Origin of the sequence: Bosea sp. BIWAKO-01 (assembly GCF_001748145.1) — a bacterium.
GTDB lineage: Bacteria > Pseudomonadota > Alphaproteobacteria > Rhizobiales > Beijerinckiaceae > Allobosea.
The window spans coordinates 1480527-1496458 of sequence record NZ_BCQA01000001.1 but is presented as its reverse complement, the minus strand read 5'-3'; the positions used below and the strand labels follow the sequence as shown (position 1 = coordinate 1496458).

Sequence of the window (15932 nt, the reverse complement as noted above, 5' to 3'; positions counted from 1 at the left end):
ATGGGAATGACCAAGCCTGCCATCTGGTATTTCGACCTCATCTCACCCTTTGCCTATCTCGCATTGACGAAGCTCGACGCGATTGAAGAGCTGCGGCCCGTCGTGATGAAGCCCATCGTCTTTGGTGCGGTGCTCAAGCATTGGGGCCAGCTCGGCCCGGCCGAGATCGCGCCGAAACGCGTCCACACCTATCGGCTCGCGACGCACCTGGCCCAATCGCTGAGCGTACCCTTCCGCTTCCCGCCGAGCCACCCGTTCAACCCGCTCGCCATGCTGCGTCTGTTGACCGCGCTCGACGGGCAGAAGGCCGCGGTCCGCGAAGCCTTTCGGCTGATCTGGGGGCAGGGGCGCGACGGTAATGACCCAGCCGTGCTGGCCGAGGTTGCTGCGGTCGGCGGGGATCCTGCGACGCTGGACCGCATCGGCGAACAGCCGGTCAAGGATGCGTTGCGCCTGGCCACGGAAGAGGCTGTCGCAGCTGGGATCTTTGGCGTTCCGAGCCTGCTGATCGATGGAGGGATTTTCTGGGGCGTCGATGCCATGTCGATGGCGCGTGACTATCTGGCAGCGCCGGAACGCTTCCTGAGCGGTGAAATGGCGCGGGTTTCGAGCCTGCCGATCGGAGTTCAGCGGCAGCTCTGACCGGCGGGAGGAGGCGGCGCAGTTTCACCATGTTGTCGTCCCAAGCTGGAAATCGGCCGAGGCGTTGCGCCCGGCGGGTACAGGAGGAGACGCTTCATGCTGCGCCGGTCCTTTCTTCAGCTTGGCCTTGTCGGGCTTGCGGTGCCGGCCCTGGTCGGCCGGGCGGCGGCGGCCGGACCGACGGCGCCGGGTTCCAGATTCAACATCACCTATTTCGATATCCCCGCGATCAAGGGCTCGCGCGATGTCACCGATGCCGGCGACGGCACGATCTGGGTCTGCGGTCAGCGCAACGGCACGCTCGGCCGCTTCGATCCGCGTTCGAGCCAGCTCAAGGTGGTCGAGCTCGGCCAAGGGGCCGCACCCCACGGCGTGATCAGGGGCCCGGACGGCGCCGCCTGGGTGACGGAAGGGGGGCAGAACGCCATCGCCCGCGTCGATGACAAGACCCACAAGGTCGACCTGTTCAAGCTGCCCGCGGGGCGCGAGAATGCCAATCTCAATACCGGGATCTTCGACAAGGAAGGCATCCTCTGGTTCACGGGCCAGAGCGGGATCGTCGGCCGCTTCGATCCGCAGACCGCCAGGATGGAGATCCGGGATGCGCCGCGCGGTCCGGGCGCCTATGGCATCACCAGAACGCCCTCGGGCGAGATCTGGTACGCCTCGCTGGCCGGCAACCACATTGCCCAGATCAATCCCGGTACCTTCGAGATCACGGTGGTCGAACCCCCGACGCCTGGTCAGGGCGCGCGGCGGGTCTGGTCGGATTCGAAGAACCGTATCTGGGTCAGCGAGTGGAACTCCGGCAATGTCTCGGCCTATGACACACTCAGCAACAGCTGGAAGACCTGGAAATTGCCCGGTGACAGACCGCGCACCTATTCGGTCTATGTCGATGATGCGGACAAGGTCTGGCTGACGGATTTCGCGGCCAATGCCATCGTGCATTTCGATCCGGTCACCGAAGCCTTCAGCAGTTTCCCGAGCGACAAGCCGGGCGCCAATGTGCGCCAGATGGATGGACGTTCCGGCGAGGCCTGGGGCGGTGAGAGCGGAAATGACCGGCTTGTCCGCATCCAGACCGTGAAGCAGGCGTGAGGAGCGCGCTTGTCGCATCTGCGGCGGTTCTGCTTGCCGCTCAGCCGGGCACAGCTCAGGAGAGCGGGACGGGCGAGCGCCTGTTCGCAACCTGTCAGGCCTGCCACAGCCTTGATCCCGCGAAGCCCGGCATGGCAGGTCCGCATCTCGCCGGTCTGTCCGGCCGCCGCGTCGGCACGGCCGCGGGGTTCGATTATTCGCCGGTGCTGAAGGCCGCTGGCGCGCAGGGCCTCAGCTGGGACGCAGAGCGGCTGAGATCATACCTCGCCGATCCCGAGGCCATGTTCAAAGGCAGCTGGATGAGCGCGCCCGGACTCGCCCGTGAGGCCGACCGGGCAGCCGTCGCTGATTTCCTGATGCGGCAGCGCTGACGTCAGAGCGGTCGCTTGATGGCCCTCGAGATCACGCCGACGATGCCCTCGCGGAACAGCATCACGCAGATCACGAAGATCACGCCCTGCACCACCGTAACCCAGGCGCCAAGGCTGGCGAGATAGTTCTGCATGGAGACGATGACGAGCGCGCCGACGATCGGTCCGAACACGGTTCCGAGTCCCCCGACCAGGGTCATCAGCACAACCTCGCCGGACATCGACCAGTGCACGTCGGTGAGCGAGGCGAGCTGGAAGACGATCGCCTTGGTCGAGCCCGCCAATCCGGCCAGCGCAGCCGAGAGCACGAAGACCGCGAGCTTGTAGCGATTGGCGCGATAGCCGAGCGAGATCGCGCGCGGCTCGTTGTCCCGGATCGCCTTGCAGACCTGGCCGAAGGGCGAATGGATGATCCGGTATATCAGCAGCAGTCCGGCCATGAAGATCACGGCGACCACGTAATACAGCGCCCGGTCGTCGGCGAGGCTGATCAGGCCGAAGAGCTTGCCGCGCGGCACCGACTGGATGCCGTCCTCGCCGCCCGTGAAGCGCGGCGTCTGCAGCGAGAAGAAGAACACCATCTGCGCGAGCGCGAGCGTGATCATGGCGAAATAGATGCCTTGCCGGCGGATCGCGAGCGAGCCGAACACGGCGCCGAGCATACCGGCGATCAGCGTCCCGGACAGGATCGCGAGCTCGGGCGTCAGGCCCCAGTTCTTGGCCGTATAGGCGCTGACATAGCTTGCCATGCCGAAATAGGCGGCATGGCCGAAGGAGAGCAGGCCGCCATAGCCAAGCAGGAGGTTGAAGGCGAGCGCGAATAGCGCAAAGCACATCACCTTCATCACGAAGACGGGATAGGCGAGGAAAGGCGCGACAGCGACCAGAACGGCGAGCCCGATGAAGATCGCCCGGTGGAGGCGCTCGGTACCCTTCGTGGTCTCGGTGACCGCGAGGCCGCCCGCGGGAGCGTCGGCGGAAAGCGCGTCGGCCATGGTCAGATCCTTCCAATCATGCGGAACGGCGCCATCACGCGGGCCGCCCGAACAGCCCGGCTGGCTTCACCAGCAACACCAGGACCATGATGATGAAGATCACGGTCGCGGACGCTTCGGGGTAGAAAACCTTGGTCACGCCCTCGATCAGGCCGAGGCCGAAGCCTGTGACGATCGCGCCCATGATCGAGCCCATGCCGCCGATCACGACGACGGCGAAGACGACGATGATCAGATCGGCACCCATGTTCGGATTGACCGAGTAGATCGGAGCCGCGAGTACGCCGGCGAACGCCGCAAGAGCAACACCGAAACCGTAGGTCAGGGTCACCAGCAGCGGTACATTGATGCCGAAGGCCTGTGTCAGCGTAGGGTTCTCGGTGGCGGCGCGGAGATAGGCGCCGAGCCTGGTCTTCTCGATCATGAACCAGGTCGCCAGGCAGATGACGAGCGACGCGATGACCACCCAGGCGCGGTAGTTCGGCAGGAACATGAAGCCGAGATTGTGCCCGCCCGCCAGTTGCGGTGGAATCTGATAGGGCAGCCCGGATGAGCCGTAATTGTTGCGAAACAGGCCCTGGATGATCAGGGCGAGGCCGAAGGTCAGCAGCAGCCCGTAGAGATGGTCGAGATGAGCCAGCCGTGAGATCAGGAACCGCTCGATGAGCACGCCCACGACCCCGACGATCAATGGCGCCAGCAGCAGCGCTGCCCAGTAGTTGATGCCGAGATAGTTCAGGCACATCCAGGCCACGAAGGCGCCCATCATGTACTGCGCGCCGTGGGTGAAATTGATGATGTTGAGCAGCCCGAAGATCACCGCCAGCCCGAGGCTGAGGATGGCATAGAACGAGCCGTTGATCAGGCCGAGCAGGACCTGGCCAAACAGCGCCTGTGGTGGGATTCCGAGAAGCTCGAACATGCCTTGCTCAACTTATCCTGAAAATGCTGCCAAGGACCCGCGTACCGATACGCCATCCCCTGCTGCCATCATCCCGGGTCGGCCGATGACCTGACCCGGGAGATGTGCCGGAACACATGGATCCCGGGTCCCCCTAGGAGCGCCCGGGATGGCGCGCGAGCCGGGTAAGCGGGGCCGAAGCCTCGCTCACTTCTTGACGAGCGGACATTCGCTTTCGCTGAGCGGCTTGAAGGCCTGTTCAGCCGGCAGAACCGCGATCTGCTTGTAGTAGTCCCACGGCGCCTTGGACTCGGACGGCTTCTTGACCTCGAAGAGGTACATGTCGTGCATCTTGCGGCCATCGGCGCGGACCGAGCCCTTGCCGAAGAGCGGATCGTCGGTCGGCAATTCCTTCATCTTGGCCATAACGGCCGCGGAATCCTTGCTCTTCGCGGCCTCAACGGCCTTGAGGTAGTGGAGCATGCCGGAGTAGACGCCGGCCTGGACCATGGTCGGCTTCTTGCCGCCATGGGCCTTCGAGAAGCGCTCCGACCAGGCGCGGGTCTGATCGTTCGTGTCCCAGTAGAAGGCTTCCGTCAGCACCAGTCCCTGAGCCGTCTGCAGGCCGAGCGCGTGCACGTCGGTGAGGAAGACGAGTAGCCCCGCGAGCTTCTGGCCGCCCGCGACGATGCCGAACTCGCCCGCCTGCTTGATCGAGTTGATCGTGTCGCCACCGGCATTGGCAAGGCCGATGACCTTGGCCTTGGAGGCCTGCGCCTGGAGCAGGAACGAGGAGAAATCGGTGCCCGGGAACGGTGTGCGCACGGCTCCCAGCACCTTGCCACCGTTCTTGGTGACAATGGCGGCGGTGTCGCGTTCCAGGGCGTGGCCGAAGGCGTAATCGGCGGTCATGAAGAACCAGCTGTCGCCGCCGGCCTTCACCATGGCGCCGCCCGTGCCCTGGGCGAGGGCATAGGTGTCATAGGTCCAGTGCACGGTGTTCGGCGAGCAGGCCTTGCCGGTGAGATCCGAGGAGGCCGCACCCGAGTTGATATGGATCTTGTTCTTTTCCTTGGTGATCTGGTTGACGGCCAGCGCCACCGAGGAGGTCGGAACGTCAAGGATGATGTCGACGCCGTCCTGATCGTACCATTGCCGGGCAATGGTCGAGCCGACATCCGGCTTGTTCTGGTGGTCGGCGGAGATGATCTCGACCTTGATGCCCTTCTCGGCTGCCTTGAAGTCCTCCACGGCCATCCGTGCCGCAACCACCGAGCCTTCGCCGGAGAGGTCTGCGTAGAGGCCGGAACGGTCGTTGAGCACGCCCGCCTTGACGGAAATCTGCTGCGCCAGTGCCGGGCTCGCCAGCAGAGCGCCAAATACGCTGCCCAGCAGCAATGTCTTGAGTTTCATGCCGTCTCTCCCTGAAATGACGCCGTTCTCGACGTGATTGTTCAAACCCCGAGGTAACCGTGGAGCTTGTCGATGTTTCGCTCAAGCGCCTCGTTCGGAATCATGTCGACCACCTTGCCCTGCTCGACGACATAGTGCCGGTCGGCGACCGTCGCGGCGAAGCGGAAGTTCTGCTCGACCAGGATGATGGTGAAACCCTCGCGTTTCAGTTTCGCGATGGTGCGTCCGATCTGGTCGATAATCACGGGGGCCAGCCCCTCGGTCGGCTCGTCGAGCAGCAGGAGATTTGCGCCCGTGCGCAGGATGCGCCCGATCGCCAGCATCTGCTGCTCTCCACCCGACAGTTTGGTGCCCTGGCTCTTCAGCCGTTCCTTCAGATTGGGAAAGAGCTCGAAGATCTGGTCGAGGCTGAGTCCGCCCGGCTTCACCTGCGGCGGCAACAGCAGGTTCTCCTCGACATTCAGGCTCGAATAGATGCCGCGTTCTTCGGGAACGAAGCCGATGCCGAGACGGGCAATGGTACGCGAGGGCAGGTTGATCGTCTCGGTGCCGTCGAACGAAACCGAACCCTTGCGCTTGCCCATGATGCCGATGATCGACTTCAACGTCGTGGTCTTGCCGGCGCCGTTGCGGCCGAGCAAGGTTACCACTTCTCCCGGCGCGACGTCGAAATCGATGCCGTGCAGCACATGCGACTCGCCATACCAGGCCTCGAGCCCGCGGACGGCGAGCAGCGGTTTGGTGGCGCTCGCAGGCGCCGCGGCACGGGGCGCCTCAGTGAGCATGGCCGACTCCCGATCCGATATAGGCTTCGACCACGCGCGGATCCTTCGAGACCGTGGCGTAGTCGCCTTCGGCGAGCACCTGTCCACGTGCCAGTACGGTGATGCGGTCCGAGAGCGAGGCGACGACCGAGAGGTTGTGCTCGACCATCAGGATGGTGCGGTTGGCCGAGACTTTCCGGATCAGTGCCTCGATGCGTTCGACGTCCTCACGGCCCATTCCGGCCATCGGTTCGTCGAGCAGCAGCATCTCTGGATCGAGCGCCAGCGTGGTCGCGATTTCGAGTGCACGCTTGCGACCATATGAAAGCTCGCCCGCCGGCAACTCGGCAAAGGTCGAGAGGCCGACGGCCTCGACAAGGCGCAGCGCCTCGTCGTCGAGCGATTTCAGCACATTCTCCGAACGCCAGAAATCGAAGGAGTCACCACGCTTCCGCTGCAGCGCAATGCGGACGTTCTTCATCACGCTCAGTTGCGGGAAAACCGCCGAAATCTGGAACGACCGTACCAGCCCGAGACGGGCGATCTCGGCCGGCTTCTGCCGCGTGATGTCCTGGCCGTTATAGACGATCGAGCCCTTGGTCGGCGCAAGAAACTTGGTCAGCAGATTGAAACACGTCGTCTTGCCGGCACCATTTGGGCGATGAGCGCGTGAATGCTGCCACGCTTGACCTTGAGGTCGACGCCATTGACCGCGGTAAACCCCGCGAATTCTTTGGTTAGCCCCGAGGTGGAGAGAATAATATCCTCAGACATACCACGCACACATGGTCGCCACCTTCATGATTCTTGGATTGTTCGTTTCCCCTGCGGTCATGCTGCACCGCGCGCAGCGCGCCTGTCAACGCCACGCCGGTGCAGATGAATCCATGCGCATGTGCCTAGAAATGGCCGGTTAGACGAAAGGCTTAGAGGCGGTTTCGCGCTCTTGTCACACTAGCCGGCTGGCAGAACGGCGGCGGCCATGACCGATGCGATCGCGTCGAGCCGCTGTTGGTAATCTGTGCAGGAGGGCAGGGGGCCGAGTTTGGCGCCGGCGGCTGCCTGCATCAGCGTCGTGATCAGCATCGTGGAACTGAGGCCCGTGCGTTTCAGCGAAATCTCGCCCTTCGCTTGCGCCTCCTCGATGAGGGTGCGCGCATGCCTGACGAAGATGTCTTCGAACACAAGCAGTTCCTGCCCGGCGATGCTGGCGATGACGGCCTTCAACTCGACCAGATGCTCACCGGTTCCGAGGCTTTCGAAGGCCGTGGCGAAATGAGCTCTCAACAGTGCCGTGAGGCGTTCCGGGAAGGCGGCCTTGCTGTTCAGAACTTCACGGCAACGTGCTTCGACACGCCTGCCGAGCAGCGCCAGCATGGCCCGGAAAACATCATCCTTGCCCTTGAAATGGAGATAGAGCGTCGCCTTGGCCAGCCCGGCTTCCCTGGCGATGTCGTCCATCGAGGTGCGTTTGTAGCCGTAACGGGCAAACAGGCGCAGGGCCGCATCGGCGATCTGATCGATGCGACCGGTGGCATCATCGGCGGCCACGCCGGAACTTTCGCTTCTGTCGGACATTGCAGTCTTGACAAGATCCAAACTGAGCGCGACTATCCCAATTAGACTCAAACAGTCTAATACGTCTAGTCGCGCGACCCAAGACGACGGATCACCCGCCTGCTTCTGATATGTCAGATCGGGCCGTCGAGAGCGAGCCTCTCGATCCGCACCATGGTGCCGCGCTGTGTCATATCCAGCGATCCGGAGGCAGCCATGGTCTCACTCAAAGTCAACGGCAGGACGCACAGCGTCGATGTCGACGATGATACGCCCCTGCTTTGGGCGATCCGTGACAATCTCGGCCTGACCGGCACCAAGTTCGGCTGCGGTGTCGCGCAGTGCGGCGCCTGCACCGTCTTCATCGACGGCAAGCCGCTGCGCTCCTGCGTCACGCCGGTCTCGGCGGTGGGCGATGCCGAGATCACCACGATCGAGGCGATTTCGGGCAAGGAGGCTGATGCCGTTCAGGCCGCCTGGACGGCCCGCGACGTACCGCAATGCGGCTACTGCCAGTCGGGCCAGGTGATGAGTGCGGTTGCGCTGCTCACGGAAAACAAGAAACCGAGCGACCGCGACATCGATCTCGCGATGAACGGCAATCTTTGCCGTTGCGCAACCTATGTCCGCATCCGCGCCGCGATCCATGACGCGGCCCGCACGCTGGAGGGCTGAGCCATGACCGTTCACGATCAGAACCTCTCCCGCCGCTCGCTGCTGAAGGGAGCTGGCGCCCTCGTCATCGGGCTGCATCTCCCGCAAGTGGCCCGTGCTCAGTCCGGGGCAGGCGCCGCCTTCCGCCCGGGCGGAAACGCCACCTTCGCACCCAATGCCTTCGTCCGCGTCGCGCCTGACAGCACCATCACGGTGCTGATCAAGCATATCGAGTTCGGCCAGGGGCCATTCACCGGACTGGCGACGCTCGTCGCCGAGGAGATGGACGCAGACTGGGGCCAGATGCGCAGCGAGCATGCGCCGGCCGACGTCAAGCTCTATGCCAATCTCGCATTCGGCGTGCAGGGAACCGGTGGCTCGACCGCGATCGCCAATAGCTGGGAACAGATGCGCAAGGCTGGAGCCACGGCCCGTGCCATGCTGGTCCAGGCTGCGGCGCAAGCCTGGAAGGTCCCAGCCTCCGAGATCAAGGTCGAGGCTGGCGTCCTGAGCCATGTCTCCGGCAAACAGGGACGCTTTGGTGAGTTCGCCGAGGCCGCCTCCAGGCTTGCCGTACCGGATAACGTGCCGCTGAAGCCGGCTTCGGCCTACCGCCTGATCGGCAAGGAGGGCGCGGTCAGGCGGCTCGACAGTGCCGACAAGTCGCGTGGCAAGGCCGAGTTCACCATCGATATCCACGCTCCCAACATGCTGACCGTCGTCGTTGCCCGGCCCCCGCGCTTCGGCGGCAAGGTCGGAAGCTTCGACGCGGCCGAGGCGCTCAAGGTCAAGGGCGTCGTCGACGTCAAGCAGATCGGCTCCGGCGTCGCCGTCTATGCCAATGGCATGTGGCCCGCGTTGAAGGGTCGCGAAGCCTTGAAAGTGATCTGGGACGAGAGCGCAGCCGAAAAGCGCGGCAGCCGCGAACTCATCGCAGAGTATCGCGCGCTTGCCCGCCAGAAGGGTGTGGTCGCCGGCTCGCATGGCGATGCCGAGGCCGTGCTCGCCAAGGCGGGGACGGTGATCGAGGCCGAGTTCGTCTTCCCCTATCTGGCGCACGCGCCGATGGAGCCGCTCGACGGCTATCTGCAATGGGATGGCAGCGAGGCGCTCGCCCGCTTCGGCAGCCAGTTCCAGACCACCGAGCATATGACCATCGCAACCATTCTTGGCCTGCCGCCCGAGAAGGTCAGGCTCGAGACCATGCTGGCCGGGGGTAGCTTTGGCCGACGCGCGCAGGTCAGCCAGCATCTCGCGGCGGAACTCGCCATGGCCGCCAAGGCGATCGGGCCGAACCGTCCGGTCAAGCTGGTCTGGACTCGCGAGGATGACCTCTCCGGCGGCTATTATCGCCCGCTCTTCGTGCATCGCCTGCGCGGTGCCGTGAACGAGGGCAAGATCACGGCCTGGGCCGATAGCATCGTCGGCCAGTCCTTCTTCCTCGGCACGCCCTTCGAGGCGATGGTGGTGAAGAACGGCATCGACGCAACCTCGGTCGAAGGCGCCAACGAGCTCTTCTACGAGATTGCCGATTTCCACTGCGAGGTGAACAACCCCAAGGTTGGCGTGCCGACCCTGTGGTGGCGCTCTGTCGGCCATACGCACACGGCCTATGCGGTCGAGTGCTTCGTCGACGAGTTGCTGCAGGCGGCGGGGCAGGATCCGGTCGCCGGCAGGCTTGCCCTGATGAACCGTCATCCGCGTGCCGTCGGCGTGCTCAAGGCTGTCGCCGAACTGGCGAAGTGGAATGGCTCCGGCCCGGTCGACGGCCGCGCCCGCGGCGTCGCGGTGGTCGAGAGCTTCGGCTCTTTCGTTGCCCAGATCGCGGAGGTTTCGCTCGGCAGCGATGGTGAGCCGAAGGTTCACAAGGTCTGGTGCGCGGTGGATTGCGGGGTCGCGGTCAACCCCGACATCATCCGGGCGCAGATGGAAGGCGGCATCGGCTTTGGTCTTGGCCATGCGCTCTATGGCGAGATCACGCTCGACCAGGGCAGGCCGGTCCAGGCCAATTTCGATACCTATCGCTCGCTGCGCATCCACGAGATGCCGGAGGTCGAGGTCGCGATCATCAGCTCGACCGAAGCGCCGACCGGGGTCGGCGAGCCTGGCGTGCCGCCGATCGGCCCGGCGGTCGCCAATGCACTGGCAAAGCTCGGGCAACCGCGTCCGCGGCAATTGCCGATGGTCGGAGGCACGGTCTGATGCAGGCGCCCCTCCTTCATGCCGTCCTGGCGGGGGCCGGACTCTGTCTCGCCGGGACCGCGCTCACCTCGGCGCAAACGACGCGACAGGCGGCGCCGTCCGCCTCGCTGCGTCCAGCCGAGAGCTCCAGCACCATCGCCAACCAGCGCGATCGCTCGGTCGCCCTGTTCGGCGAGATCGGCACGGTGCTGCAGCATCCGCGCTGCATGAACTGCCACCCGGCGACCGAACGCCCGCGGCAGGCCGATGCGAGGCGCCTCCATCAGCCGCTCGTCGTGCGCGGCAAGGACGGGCACGGCGCACCGGGGCTGGAATGCGCGACCTGCCACGGCAAGCAGAATTTCGACCCGGCGCGGATTCCAGGTGATGGTCACTGGGCGCTGGCGCCAGCCTCGATGGCCTGGGAGGGCAAGTCGCTCGGTCAGATCTGCGAGCAGCTCAAGGACCAGAACCGCAATGGCAGCCGCGACCTGGCGGCAATCGTCAAGCATGTCACCAGCGACACCCTTGTGCTCTGGGCCTGGAACCCGGGACCCGGTCGTGTTCCGGCCCCCGGCAGCAATGCGCAATTCGGTGCACTGATGCAGGCCTGGGTCGATACGGGAGCCGCCTGTCCGGCGTCCTGACGTGGCTCCTTCTTCTCCCCCCTCGGGCCACGAGGGGAGGCACACATGCCCACCCACACCCTCGTCCATGTTGCAACTGCACCATGGGCTCGGCTAGTCCTTGGGAGGAACGCTCCTCTCCCCCTGATCCCAGCGGCAAAGGCATCGCGATGAAGAAGGTCTACCCCGACGCAAAGGCGGCGCTCGCCGGTATCGTCAAGGACGGCATGACGATCATGGCCGGCGGCTTCGGCCTCTGCGGCATTCCCGATACTCTGATCGAGGCGATCCGTGATTCCGGCGCCAAGAACCTGACCTTCATCTCCAACAACGCCGGCGTCGACGGCGCGGGACTTGGTCTGCTGCTGGAAACCCGCCAGATCAAGAAGATGATCAGTTCCTATGTCGGCGAGAACAAGCTTTTCGCTCAGCAATACCTGGCCGGTGAACTCGAGCTTGAATTCACGCCGCAGGGCACTCTTGCCGAGCGAATTCGTGCCGGCGGGGCCGGCATTCCCGCCTTCTTCACCAAGACCGGTGTCGGTACGCTGATTGCCGAGGGCAAGGAGGAACGCGAGTTCAATGGCGAGCGCTACATCATGGAGCGTGGCCTCTTCGCCGATATCTCGATCGTTCATGCCTGGAAGGGCGATACCGAGGGCAACCTCGTCTATCGGAAGACGGCGCGGAACTTCAATCCGATGATGGCGAGCGCCTCGCGCTTCACGGTCGCAGAGGTCGAGCACCTTGTGCCGGCCGGTGAGATCGATCCCGATCACATGCACACGCCCGGCATTTTCGTGAAGCGCATCGTGCATGTGCCGAACCCGGTCAAGCGCATCGAGCAGCGCACCACCCGTCCCCGTCCGACGGCTTGAGGAGACAAGGACCATGGCTTGGACACGTGAGCAGATGGCCGCCCGCGCCGCCAGGGAGCTGCAGGACGGTTTCTACGTCAATCTCGGTATCGGCATCCCGACGCTGGTCTCGAACTACATTCCCGCCGGCATGAGCGTGCAGCTCCAGTCGGAGAACGGCATGCTCGGCATGGGTCCCTTCCCCTATGAGGGTGAAGAAGATCCCGACCTGATCAATGCGGGAAAGCAGACCATCACCGAACTGCCGACGACGAGCTATTTCTCCTCGGCGGATTCCTTCGGCATGATCCGTGGCGGTCATATCGATCTGTCGATCCTCGGCGCGATGCAGGTGGCCGAGAACGGCGATCTCGCCAATTGGATGATCCCCGGCAAGATGGTGAAGGGCATGGGCGGCGCGATGGATCTCGTCGCCGGTGTCAAGAAGGTCGTCGTGGTGATGGAGCATGTCGCCAAGAACAAGGACGGCTCCGAATCGGCAAAGCTGCTCGAGGCCTGCGACCTGCCGCTGACCGGCGCCGGCGTCGTCGACATGGTGATCACCGATCTCGGTGTCTTCGCCGTGGACAAGGCGAATGGCGGCGGCATGACCCTGATCGAGCTGGCGGACGGCGTTTCGCTGGATGAGATCAAGGCCAAGACCCAGGCCAAGTTCAAGGTCGCGGTCTAGCCGCCGCGGTATCATCCCAGGGCGGCGCATGTCGCCCTGGATCGCCGCGCTGAACACGCGCGATCAGGTCTCAGTCGCGGCCTGTCCCGATCTCCCAACCATGCCGGATCAACTCCGGATCGGCATGCTCCTCCTGCGGATAGCCGACGCAGAGCCAGGCGATCAGCTTCCATTGCGGCGGTACGCCAAGCGCAGCCGCAATCGCCTCGGGTTCGAGGATCGAGACCCAGCCGACGCCGATGCCATGCATGCGCGCTGCCAGCCAGAACTGGGTTATGGCGGCGACCACGGAATAATCGAGCATCTCCGGCATCGTGCGCCGGCCGAGCCCATGGCCTTGTTCCGTGCCGTGGTCGCAGAACACGGCAAACTGCTCGGGGGCTTCACGCAGGCCTTCGAGCTTCAGGTTGGCATAGAGCCGGGCTCGCTCGCCGGCATAGTCACCGAGCGCCTCGGCGTTGCAGTGCGCAAAACTGGCCTGCGCCGCCGCACGCTGCACTGCGTCCATGACACGCAACCACCGCCAGGGCTGCGAATGGCCGACCGAGGGAGAGAGTTCGGTCAGCTTCAAGAGATGCGCCAATAATGCTTCGGCCACCGGCTCCGATCGGAAGCGGCGCACATCGCGCCGCCAGGCGAGCAGTGTCTCGAATTGTGCCGCAAAGGCCTCGTCGAAGACCGGAGGCTCGCTCATGGCTGCCCACTGAAGCGGGCGATGGCGTGGAAGAAGGAGCCGGTTACCAGCGCTCGCCGGCCGCCGGCGGGAGCTGGAGCCGAGCCATGCGGGTCGGTCACCATCGCGAAGGGCGCGTCATCGCCAACCGAAGTGATCGTCGCATAGTGGAATTCATGTCCGGTCAGTGCCTGCCCGGCCGAACCCAGCGGACCATTCGCCTGGAGCACGGCGCGGCGGTAACCCAGATTCATCTTGCGCTTCGCGAAGCTGGTCTCGACAGAGAGCAGGTTCGCCATGGCATGGGCTGTGCCGTCGGCATCGATCAGCGTTTTGCCAAGCACCATGTAGCCGCCGCACTCGCCATGGACTGGCCGGGTCTCCGCGAAGCCGCGCAAGCCCGCCAGGAAGCGGCTGGCGCCGGCGATCCGGCCGGCATGAAGCTCCGGATAGCCGCCCGGCAGCCAGCAGCTGTCGCAATTCTGCGGCGGTGGTTCGTCGGCGAGCGGCGAAAAAGGAACAAGCGTGGCGCCGGTCGCACGCCAGCCGGTTTCGACATGAGGATAAACGAAACTGAAGGCGGCATCGCGGGCAATGGCGATGCGGCGTCCAGGGGCGGGCAGGGCGGGAGCACCATGCCGGGTTACCGGGAGCTCGGTCGGTTCGGCCGCGGCAAGGATCGCATCGAGGTCGACCGCGGCTGAGATCGCGTCTGCGAGCGCATCGAGCCGGGCATGCAGATCCTCTGTCTCGCCGGCTTGTACAAGGCCGAGATGGCGTTCGGGCAGGATCAGGCTTGCCTCGCGCGGCAGGGCGCCGAGCACGGGTAATCCGATCCGCTCCATGCCGGCCGAGGCGAGCCGGCGATGGCGTTCGCTTGCCACCTTGTTGAGGATCACGCCGACGATACGGATGCGCTCGTCATAGCGCATGCAGCCCAGCGCCACCGCGCCAGCCGACTGCGCCTGACCGGAGACATCGACGACCAGCACGACAGGCCAACCGCAGAAGGCCGCGATATCGGCGCTCGCGCCCGTATGCCCCATCTCGCCCGGCACGCCGTCGAACAGGCCCATCGAGCCCTCCGCGACGACGATATCGGCGGCTTCTGCAGCCTCTCCTGCGATCTGGCCGAGCAAAGTGTTCGGCATCGCAAAACTGTCGAGATTGGCGCTGGGTGCGCCGGTTGCGGCCGCGTGGAATGCCGGGTCGATATAGTCCGGCCCGCATTTCAGTCCGCGGACGGTCAGCCCTCGCTTCACCAGGGCCCGTTGCAAACCGAGCGTGATCGTCGTCTTGCCCGAGCCGGAGCGCGGCGCGGCGATGAGGAGGCCTTTTCCGCTCATGCGATGATCTCCGCAGGCCCCTGACGGAGCCGTCTTGCTGCGCTATGCAGGCGCTCATGGAAGACTTGCCGCCCCAAGGCGAATTGCGACGCGGCTGGACGACTGGCGCTTGCGCTGCCGCCGCCGCCAAATCCGCCTATTGCGGCTGGGTGGCCGGCTCGTTTCTCGATCCCGTCGAGATCACGCTGCCGGGCGGGCAGCGGCCGGCCTTTGCCCTGGCGCGTCAGGCTGAGCTGGCAGAGGGCGCCGAGGCCGGCATCGTCAAGGATGCGGGCGACGATCCCGACGTCACGCATGGCGCGCTGGTGGTTGCGCGGGTCGGCCCGGCCGCGCCTGACGCGGGCATCGTTTTCCGCGCCGGAGAGGGCGTCGGCACCGTCACCTTGCCCGGCCTGCCATTGCCGGTCGGCGAGCCCGCCATCAACCCGATGCCGCGTGAGATGATCCGGCAGGCCCTGACGGAGGTCATCGCGGCGACAGGCGGTCCGCCCGACGTTACCATCACCATCGCGATTCCTGGCGGCGAGGCCATCGCCCGAAAGACGATGAATCCGCGCCTCGGCATCGTGGGGGGGCTCTCGATCCTCGGCACGACCGGAATCGTCATACCGTTTTCGTGCTCCGCCTGGATTCACTCGATCCATCGCGGCATCGATGTCGCACGCGCGACCGGGCTGACCCATGTCGCGGGCGCCACCGGCTCGACCTCCGAAGCCGCCATCCAGCGTCTCCATGGCCTGCCGGAGCAGGCCCTGATCGACATGGGGGATTTCGCCGGTGGCATGCTGAAATATCTGCGACGCCACCCGGTCCGTCGCGTCACGGTCGCCGGCGGCTTCGCCAAGATGGTCAAGCTCGGGCAGGGCATGCTGGACCTGCACTCGCGTGCGGGTCCGGTCGATTTCGCCTGGCTGGCGGCGCGGATCCTGGAGGCGGGTGGAAGCGAGCACCTCGCGGCCTGGGTGCCTCAGGCCAATACGGCGCTCGAGGTGTTGCAACGTGCCCAGGCCGAGGGGTTGCCATTGGCCGAAACCGTCGGCCGGCATGCCTGGGTCAATGCCGCGCATTCCTTCGGCGTGCCGGACAGTGAGCTGGAGATCGCGATTTTCGATCGCACCGGCGGCCTTCTGGCGCGCACACCATTCCGCAAGGTGGGGTAG

At 64.9% G+C, this 15932-nt stretch carries 16 protein-coding genes and 1 pseudogene; 9 read left to right on the top strand and 8 right to left on the bottom strand.

Annotated features, from left to right (window positions below; all coding sequences use genetic code 11):
- The first annotated feature begins 6 nt into the window (after window positions 1–6).
- From BIWAKO_RS06815 to BIWAKO_RS06805, 3 genes are all read left to right on the top strand, one after another.
- Window positions 7–642 (top strand): 2-hydroxychromene-2-carboxylate isomerase, encoded by a 636-nt coding sequence (locus BIWAKO_RS06815; RefSeq protein WP_084652163.1) that lies wholly within the window; start codon window positions 7–9, stop codon window positions 640–642.
- 96 nt (window positions 643–738) lie between these two features.
- Window positions 739–1743, top strand: a complete 1005-nt coding sequence (locus BIWAKO_RS06810) for a Vgb family protein (protein ID WP_069877894.1) — start codon at window positions 739–741, stop codon at window positions 1741–1743.
- Window positions 1740–2114: a c-type cytochrome gene (locus tag BIWAKO_RS06805; RefSeq protein WP_069877893.1), complete on the top strand. Its 375-nt coding sequence runs from the start codon at window positions 1740–1742 to the stop codon at window positions 2112–2114. Before BIWAKO_RS06810 ends, BIWAKO_RS06805 begins: the two co-directional genes overlap by 4 nt.
- Before the next feature lie 2 nt (window positions 2115–2116).
- Here the strand turns inward: BIWAKO_RS06805 and BIWAKO_RS06800 are convergent, their stop codons facing one another.
- From BIWAKO_RS06800 to BIWAKO_RS06775, 6 genes and pseudogenes are all read right to left on the bottom strand, one after another.
- Entirely contained in the window at window positions 2117–3109 is a 993-nt protein-coding gene (locus BIWAKO_RS06800; RefSeq protein ID WP_069877892.1) for a branched-chain amino acid ABC transporter permease, read from the bottom strand.
- A 34-nt stretch (window positions 3110–3143) separates the two neighbouring features.
- Complete coding sequence (locus tag BIWAKO_RS06795) at window positions 3144–4031, bottom strand: branched-chain amino acid ABC transporter permease (protein ID WP_069877891.1); 888 nt, start codon at window positions 4029–4031, stop codon at window positions 3144–3146.
- A gap of 186 nt (window positions 4032–4217) precedes the next feature.
- On the bottom strand, window positions 4218–5423 hold the full coding sequence (locus BIWAKO_RS06790) for an ABC transporter substrate-binding protein (protein WP_069877890.1): 1206 nt from the start codon (window positions 5421–5423) through the stop codon (window positions 4218–4220).
- Between the two features lie 41 nt (window positions 5424–5464).
- Window positions 5465–6208 carry an ABC transporter ATP-binding protein gene (locus tag BIWAKO_RS06785; protein WP_069877889.1) on the bottom strand — a complete coding sequence of 248 codons (744 nt, stop codon included), beginning with the start codon at window positions 6206–6208 and terminating at the stop codon, window positions 5465–5467.
- Window positions 6198–6961 (bottom strand): annotated as a pseudogene (locus BIWAKO_RS06780) (ABC transporter ATP-binding protein). Before BIWAKO_RS06780 ends, BIWAKO_RS06785 begins: the two are co-directional and overlap by 11 nt.
- 180 nt (window positions 6962–7141) lie before the next feature.
- The gene (locus BIWAKO_RS06775; protein WP_069877888.1) at window positions 7142–7765 is read right to left on the bottom strand and encodes a TetR/AcrR family transcriptional regulator; all 624 of its coding nucleotides are present in this window, start codon (window positions 7763–7765) and stop codon (window positions 7142–7144) included.
- A gap of 195 nt (window positions 7766–7960) precedes the next feature.
- Here BIWAKO_RS06775 and BIWAKO_RS06770 point away from each other — a divergent pair, with 195 nt between their 5' ends.
- The 5 genes from BIWAKO_RS06770 (at window position 7961) to BIWAKO_RS06750 (ending at window position 12753) form a co-directional block, all read left to right on the top strand.
- Window positions 7961–8419, top strand: a complete 459-nt coding sequence (locus BIWAKO_RS06770; RefSeq protein WP_069877887.1) for a (2Fe-2S)-binding protein — start codon at window positions 7961–7963, stop codon at window positions 8417–8419.
- 3 nt (window positions 8420–8422) lie between these two features.
- Window positions 8423–10600: a xanthine dehydrogenase family protein molybdopterin-binding subunit gene (locus BIWAKO_RS06765; protein ID WP_069877886.1), complete on the top strand. Its 2178-nt coding sequence runs from the start codon at window positions 8423–8425 to the stop codon at window positions 10598–10600.
- Complete coding sequence (locus BIWAKO_RS06760) at window positions 10600–11226, top strand: Isoquinoline 1-oxidoreductase subunit (RefSeq protein ID WP_069877885.1); 627 nt, start codon at window positions 10600–10602, stop codon at window positions 11224–11226. Before BIWAKO_RS06765 ends, BIWAKO_RS06760 begins: the two co-directional genes overlap by 1 nt.
- A gap of 149 nt (window positions 11227–11375) precedes the next feature.
- Entirely contained in the window at window positions 11376–12083 is a 708-nt protein-coding gene (locus BIWAKO_RS06755; RefSeq protein ID WP_069877884.1) for a CoA transferase subunit A, read from the top strand.
- 13 nt (window positions 12084–12096) lie between these two features.
- Entirely contained in the window at window positions 12097–12753 is a 657-nt protein-coding gene (locus tag BIWAKO_RS06750; RefSeq protein ID WP_069877883.1) for a 3-oxoacid CoA-transferase subunit B, read from the top strand.
- A gap of 70 nt (window positions 12754–12823) precedes the next feature.
- Here BIWAKO_RS06750 and bluB read toward each other — a convergent pair whose 3' ends face one another.
- Window positions 12824–13447, bottom strand: a complete 624-nt coding sequence (gene bluB, locus BIWAKO_RS06745; RefSeq protein WP_069877882.1) for a 5,6-dimethylbenzimidazole synthase — start codon at window positions 13445–13447, stop codon at window positions 12824–12826.
- Entirely contained in the window at window positions 13444–14772 is a 1329-nt protein-coding gene (locus BIWAKO_RS06740) for a cobyrinate a,c-diamide synthase (protein WP_069877881.1), read from the bottom strand. Before BIWAKO_RS06740 ends, bluB begins: the two co-directional genes overlap by 4 nt.
- Window positions 14773–14828: 56 nt before the next feature.
- Between BIWAKO_RS06740 and BIWAKO_RS06735 the strand changes: the two genes are divergently transcribed.
- Window positions 14829–15932, top strand: a complete 1104-nt coding sequence (locus BIWAKO_RS06735) for a cobalt-precorrin-5B (C(1))-methyltransferase (protein WP_069882236.1) — start codon at window positions 14829–14831, stop codon at window positions 15930–15932.

Excerpts from the sequence above, each read along its gene's own strand:
- BIWAKO_RS06815 (WP_084652163.1), top strand. The coding sequence starts at position 7 with ATGACCAAGCCTGCCATCTGGTATTTCGACCTCATCTCACCCTTTGCC.
- BIWAKO_RS06810 (WP_069877894.1), top strand. The coding sequence starts at position 739 with ATGCTGCGCCGGTCCTTTCTTCAGCTTGGCCTTGTCGGGCTTGCGGTG.
- BIWAKO_RS06800 (WP_069877892.1), bottom strand. The coding sequence starts at position 3,109 with ATGGCCGACGCGCTTTCCGCCGACGCTCCCGCGGGCGGCCTCGCGGTC.
- BIWAKO_RS06795 (WP_069877891.1), bottom strand. The coding sequence starts at position 4,031 with ATGTTCGAGCTTCTCGGAATCCCACCACAGGCGCTGTTTGGCCAGGTC.
- BIWAKO_RS06790 (WP_069877890.1), bottom strand. The coding sequence starts at position 5,423 with ATGAAACTCAAGACATTGCTGCTGGGCAGCGTATTTGGCGCTCTGCTG.
- BIWAKO_RS06785 (WP_069877889.1), bottom strand. The coding sequence starts at position 6,208 with ATGCTCACTGAGGCGCCCCGTGCCGCGGCGCCTGCGAGCGCCACCAAA.
- BIWAKO_RS06775 (WP_069877888.1), bottom strand. The coding sequence starts at position 7,765 with ATGTCCGACAGAAGCGAAAGTTCCGGCGTGGCCGCCGATGATGCCACC.
- BIWAKO_RS06770 (WP_069877887.1), top strand. The coding sequence starts at position 7,961 with ATGGTCTCACTCAAAGTCAACGGCAGGACGCACAGCGTCGATGTCGAC.
- BIWAKO_RS06765 (WP_069877886.1), top strand. The coding sequence starts at position 8,423 with ATGACCGTTCACGATCAGAACCTCTCCCGCCGCTCGCTGCTGAAGGGA.
- BIWAKO_RS06760 (WP_069877885.1), top strand. The coding sequence starts at position 10,600 with ATGCAGGCGCCCCTCCTTCATGCCGTCCTGGCGGGGGCCGGACTCTGT.
- BIWAKO_RS06755 (WP_069877884.1), top strand. The coding sequence starts at position 11,376 with ATGAAGAAGGTCTACCCCGACGCAAAGGCGGCGCTCGCCGGTATCGTC.
- BIWAKO_RS06750 (WP_069877883.1), top strand. The coding sequence starts at position 12,097 with ATGGCTTGGACACGTGAGCAGATGGCCGCCCGCGCCGCCAGGGAGCTG.
- bluB (WP_069877882.1), bottom strand. The coding sequence starts at position 13,447 with ATGAGCGAGCCTCCGGTCTTCGACGAGGCCTTTGCGGCACAATTCGAG.
- BIWAKO_RS06740 (WP_069877881.1), bottom strand. The coding sequence starts at position 14,772 with ATGAGCGGAAAAGGCCTCCTCATCGCCGCGCCGCGCTCCGGCTCGGGC.
- BIWAKO_RS06735 (WP_069882236.1), top strand. The coding sequence starts at position 14,829 with ATGGAAGACTTGCCGCCCCAAGGCGAATTGCGACGCGGCTGGACGACT.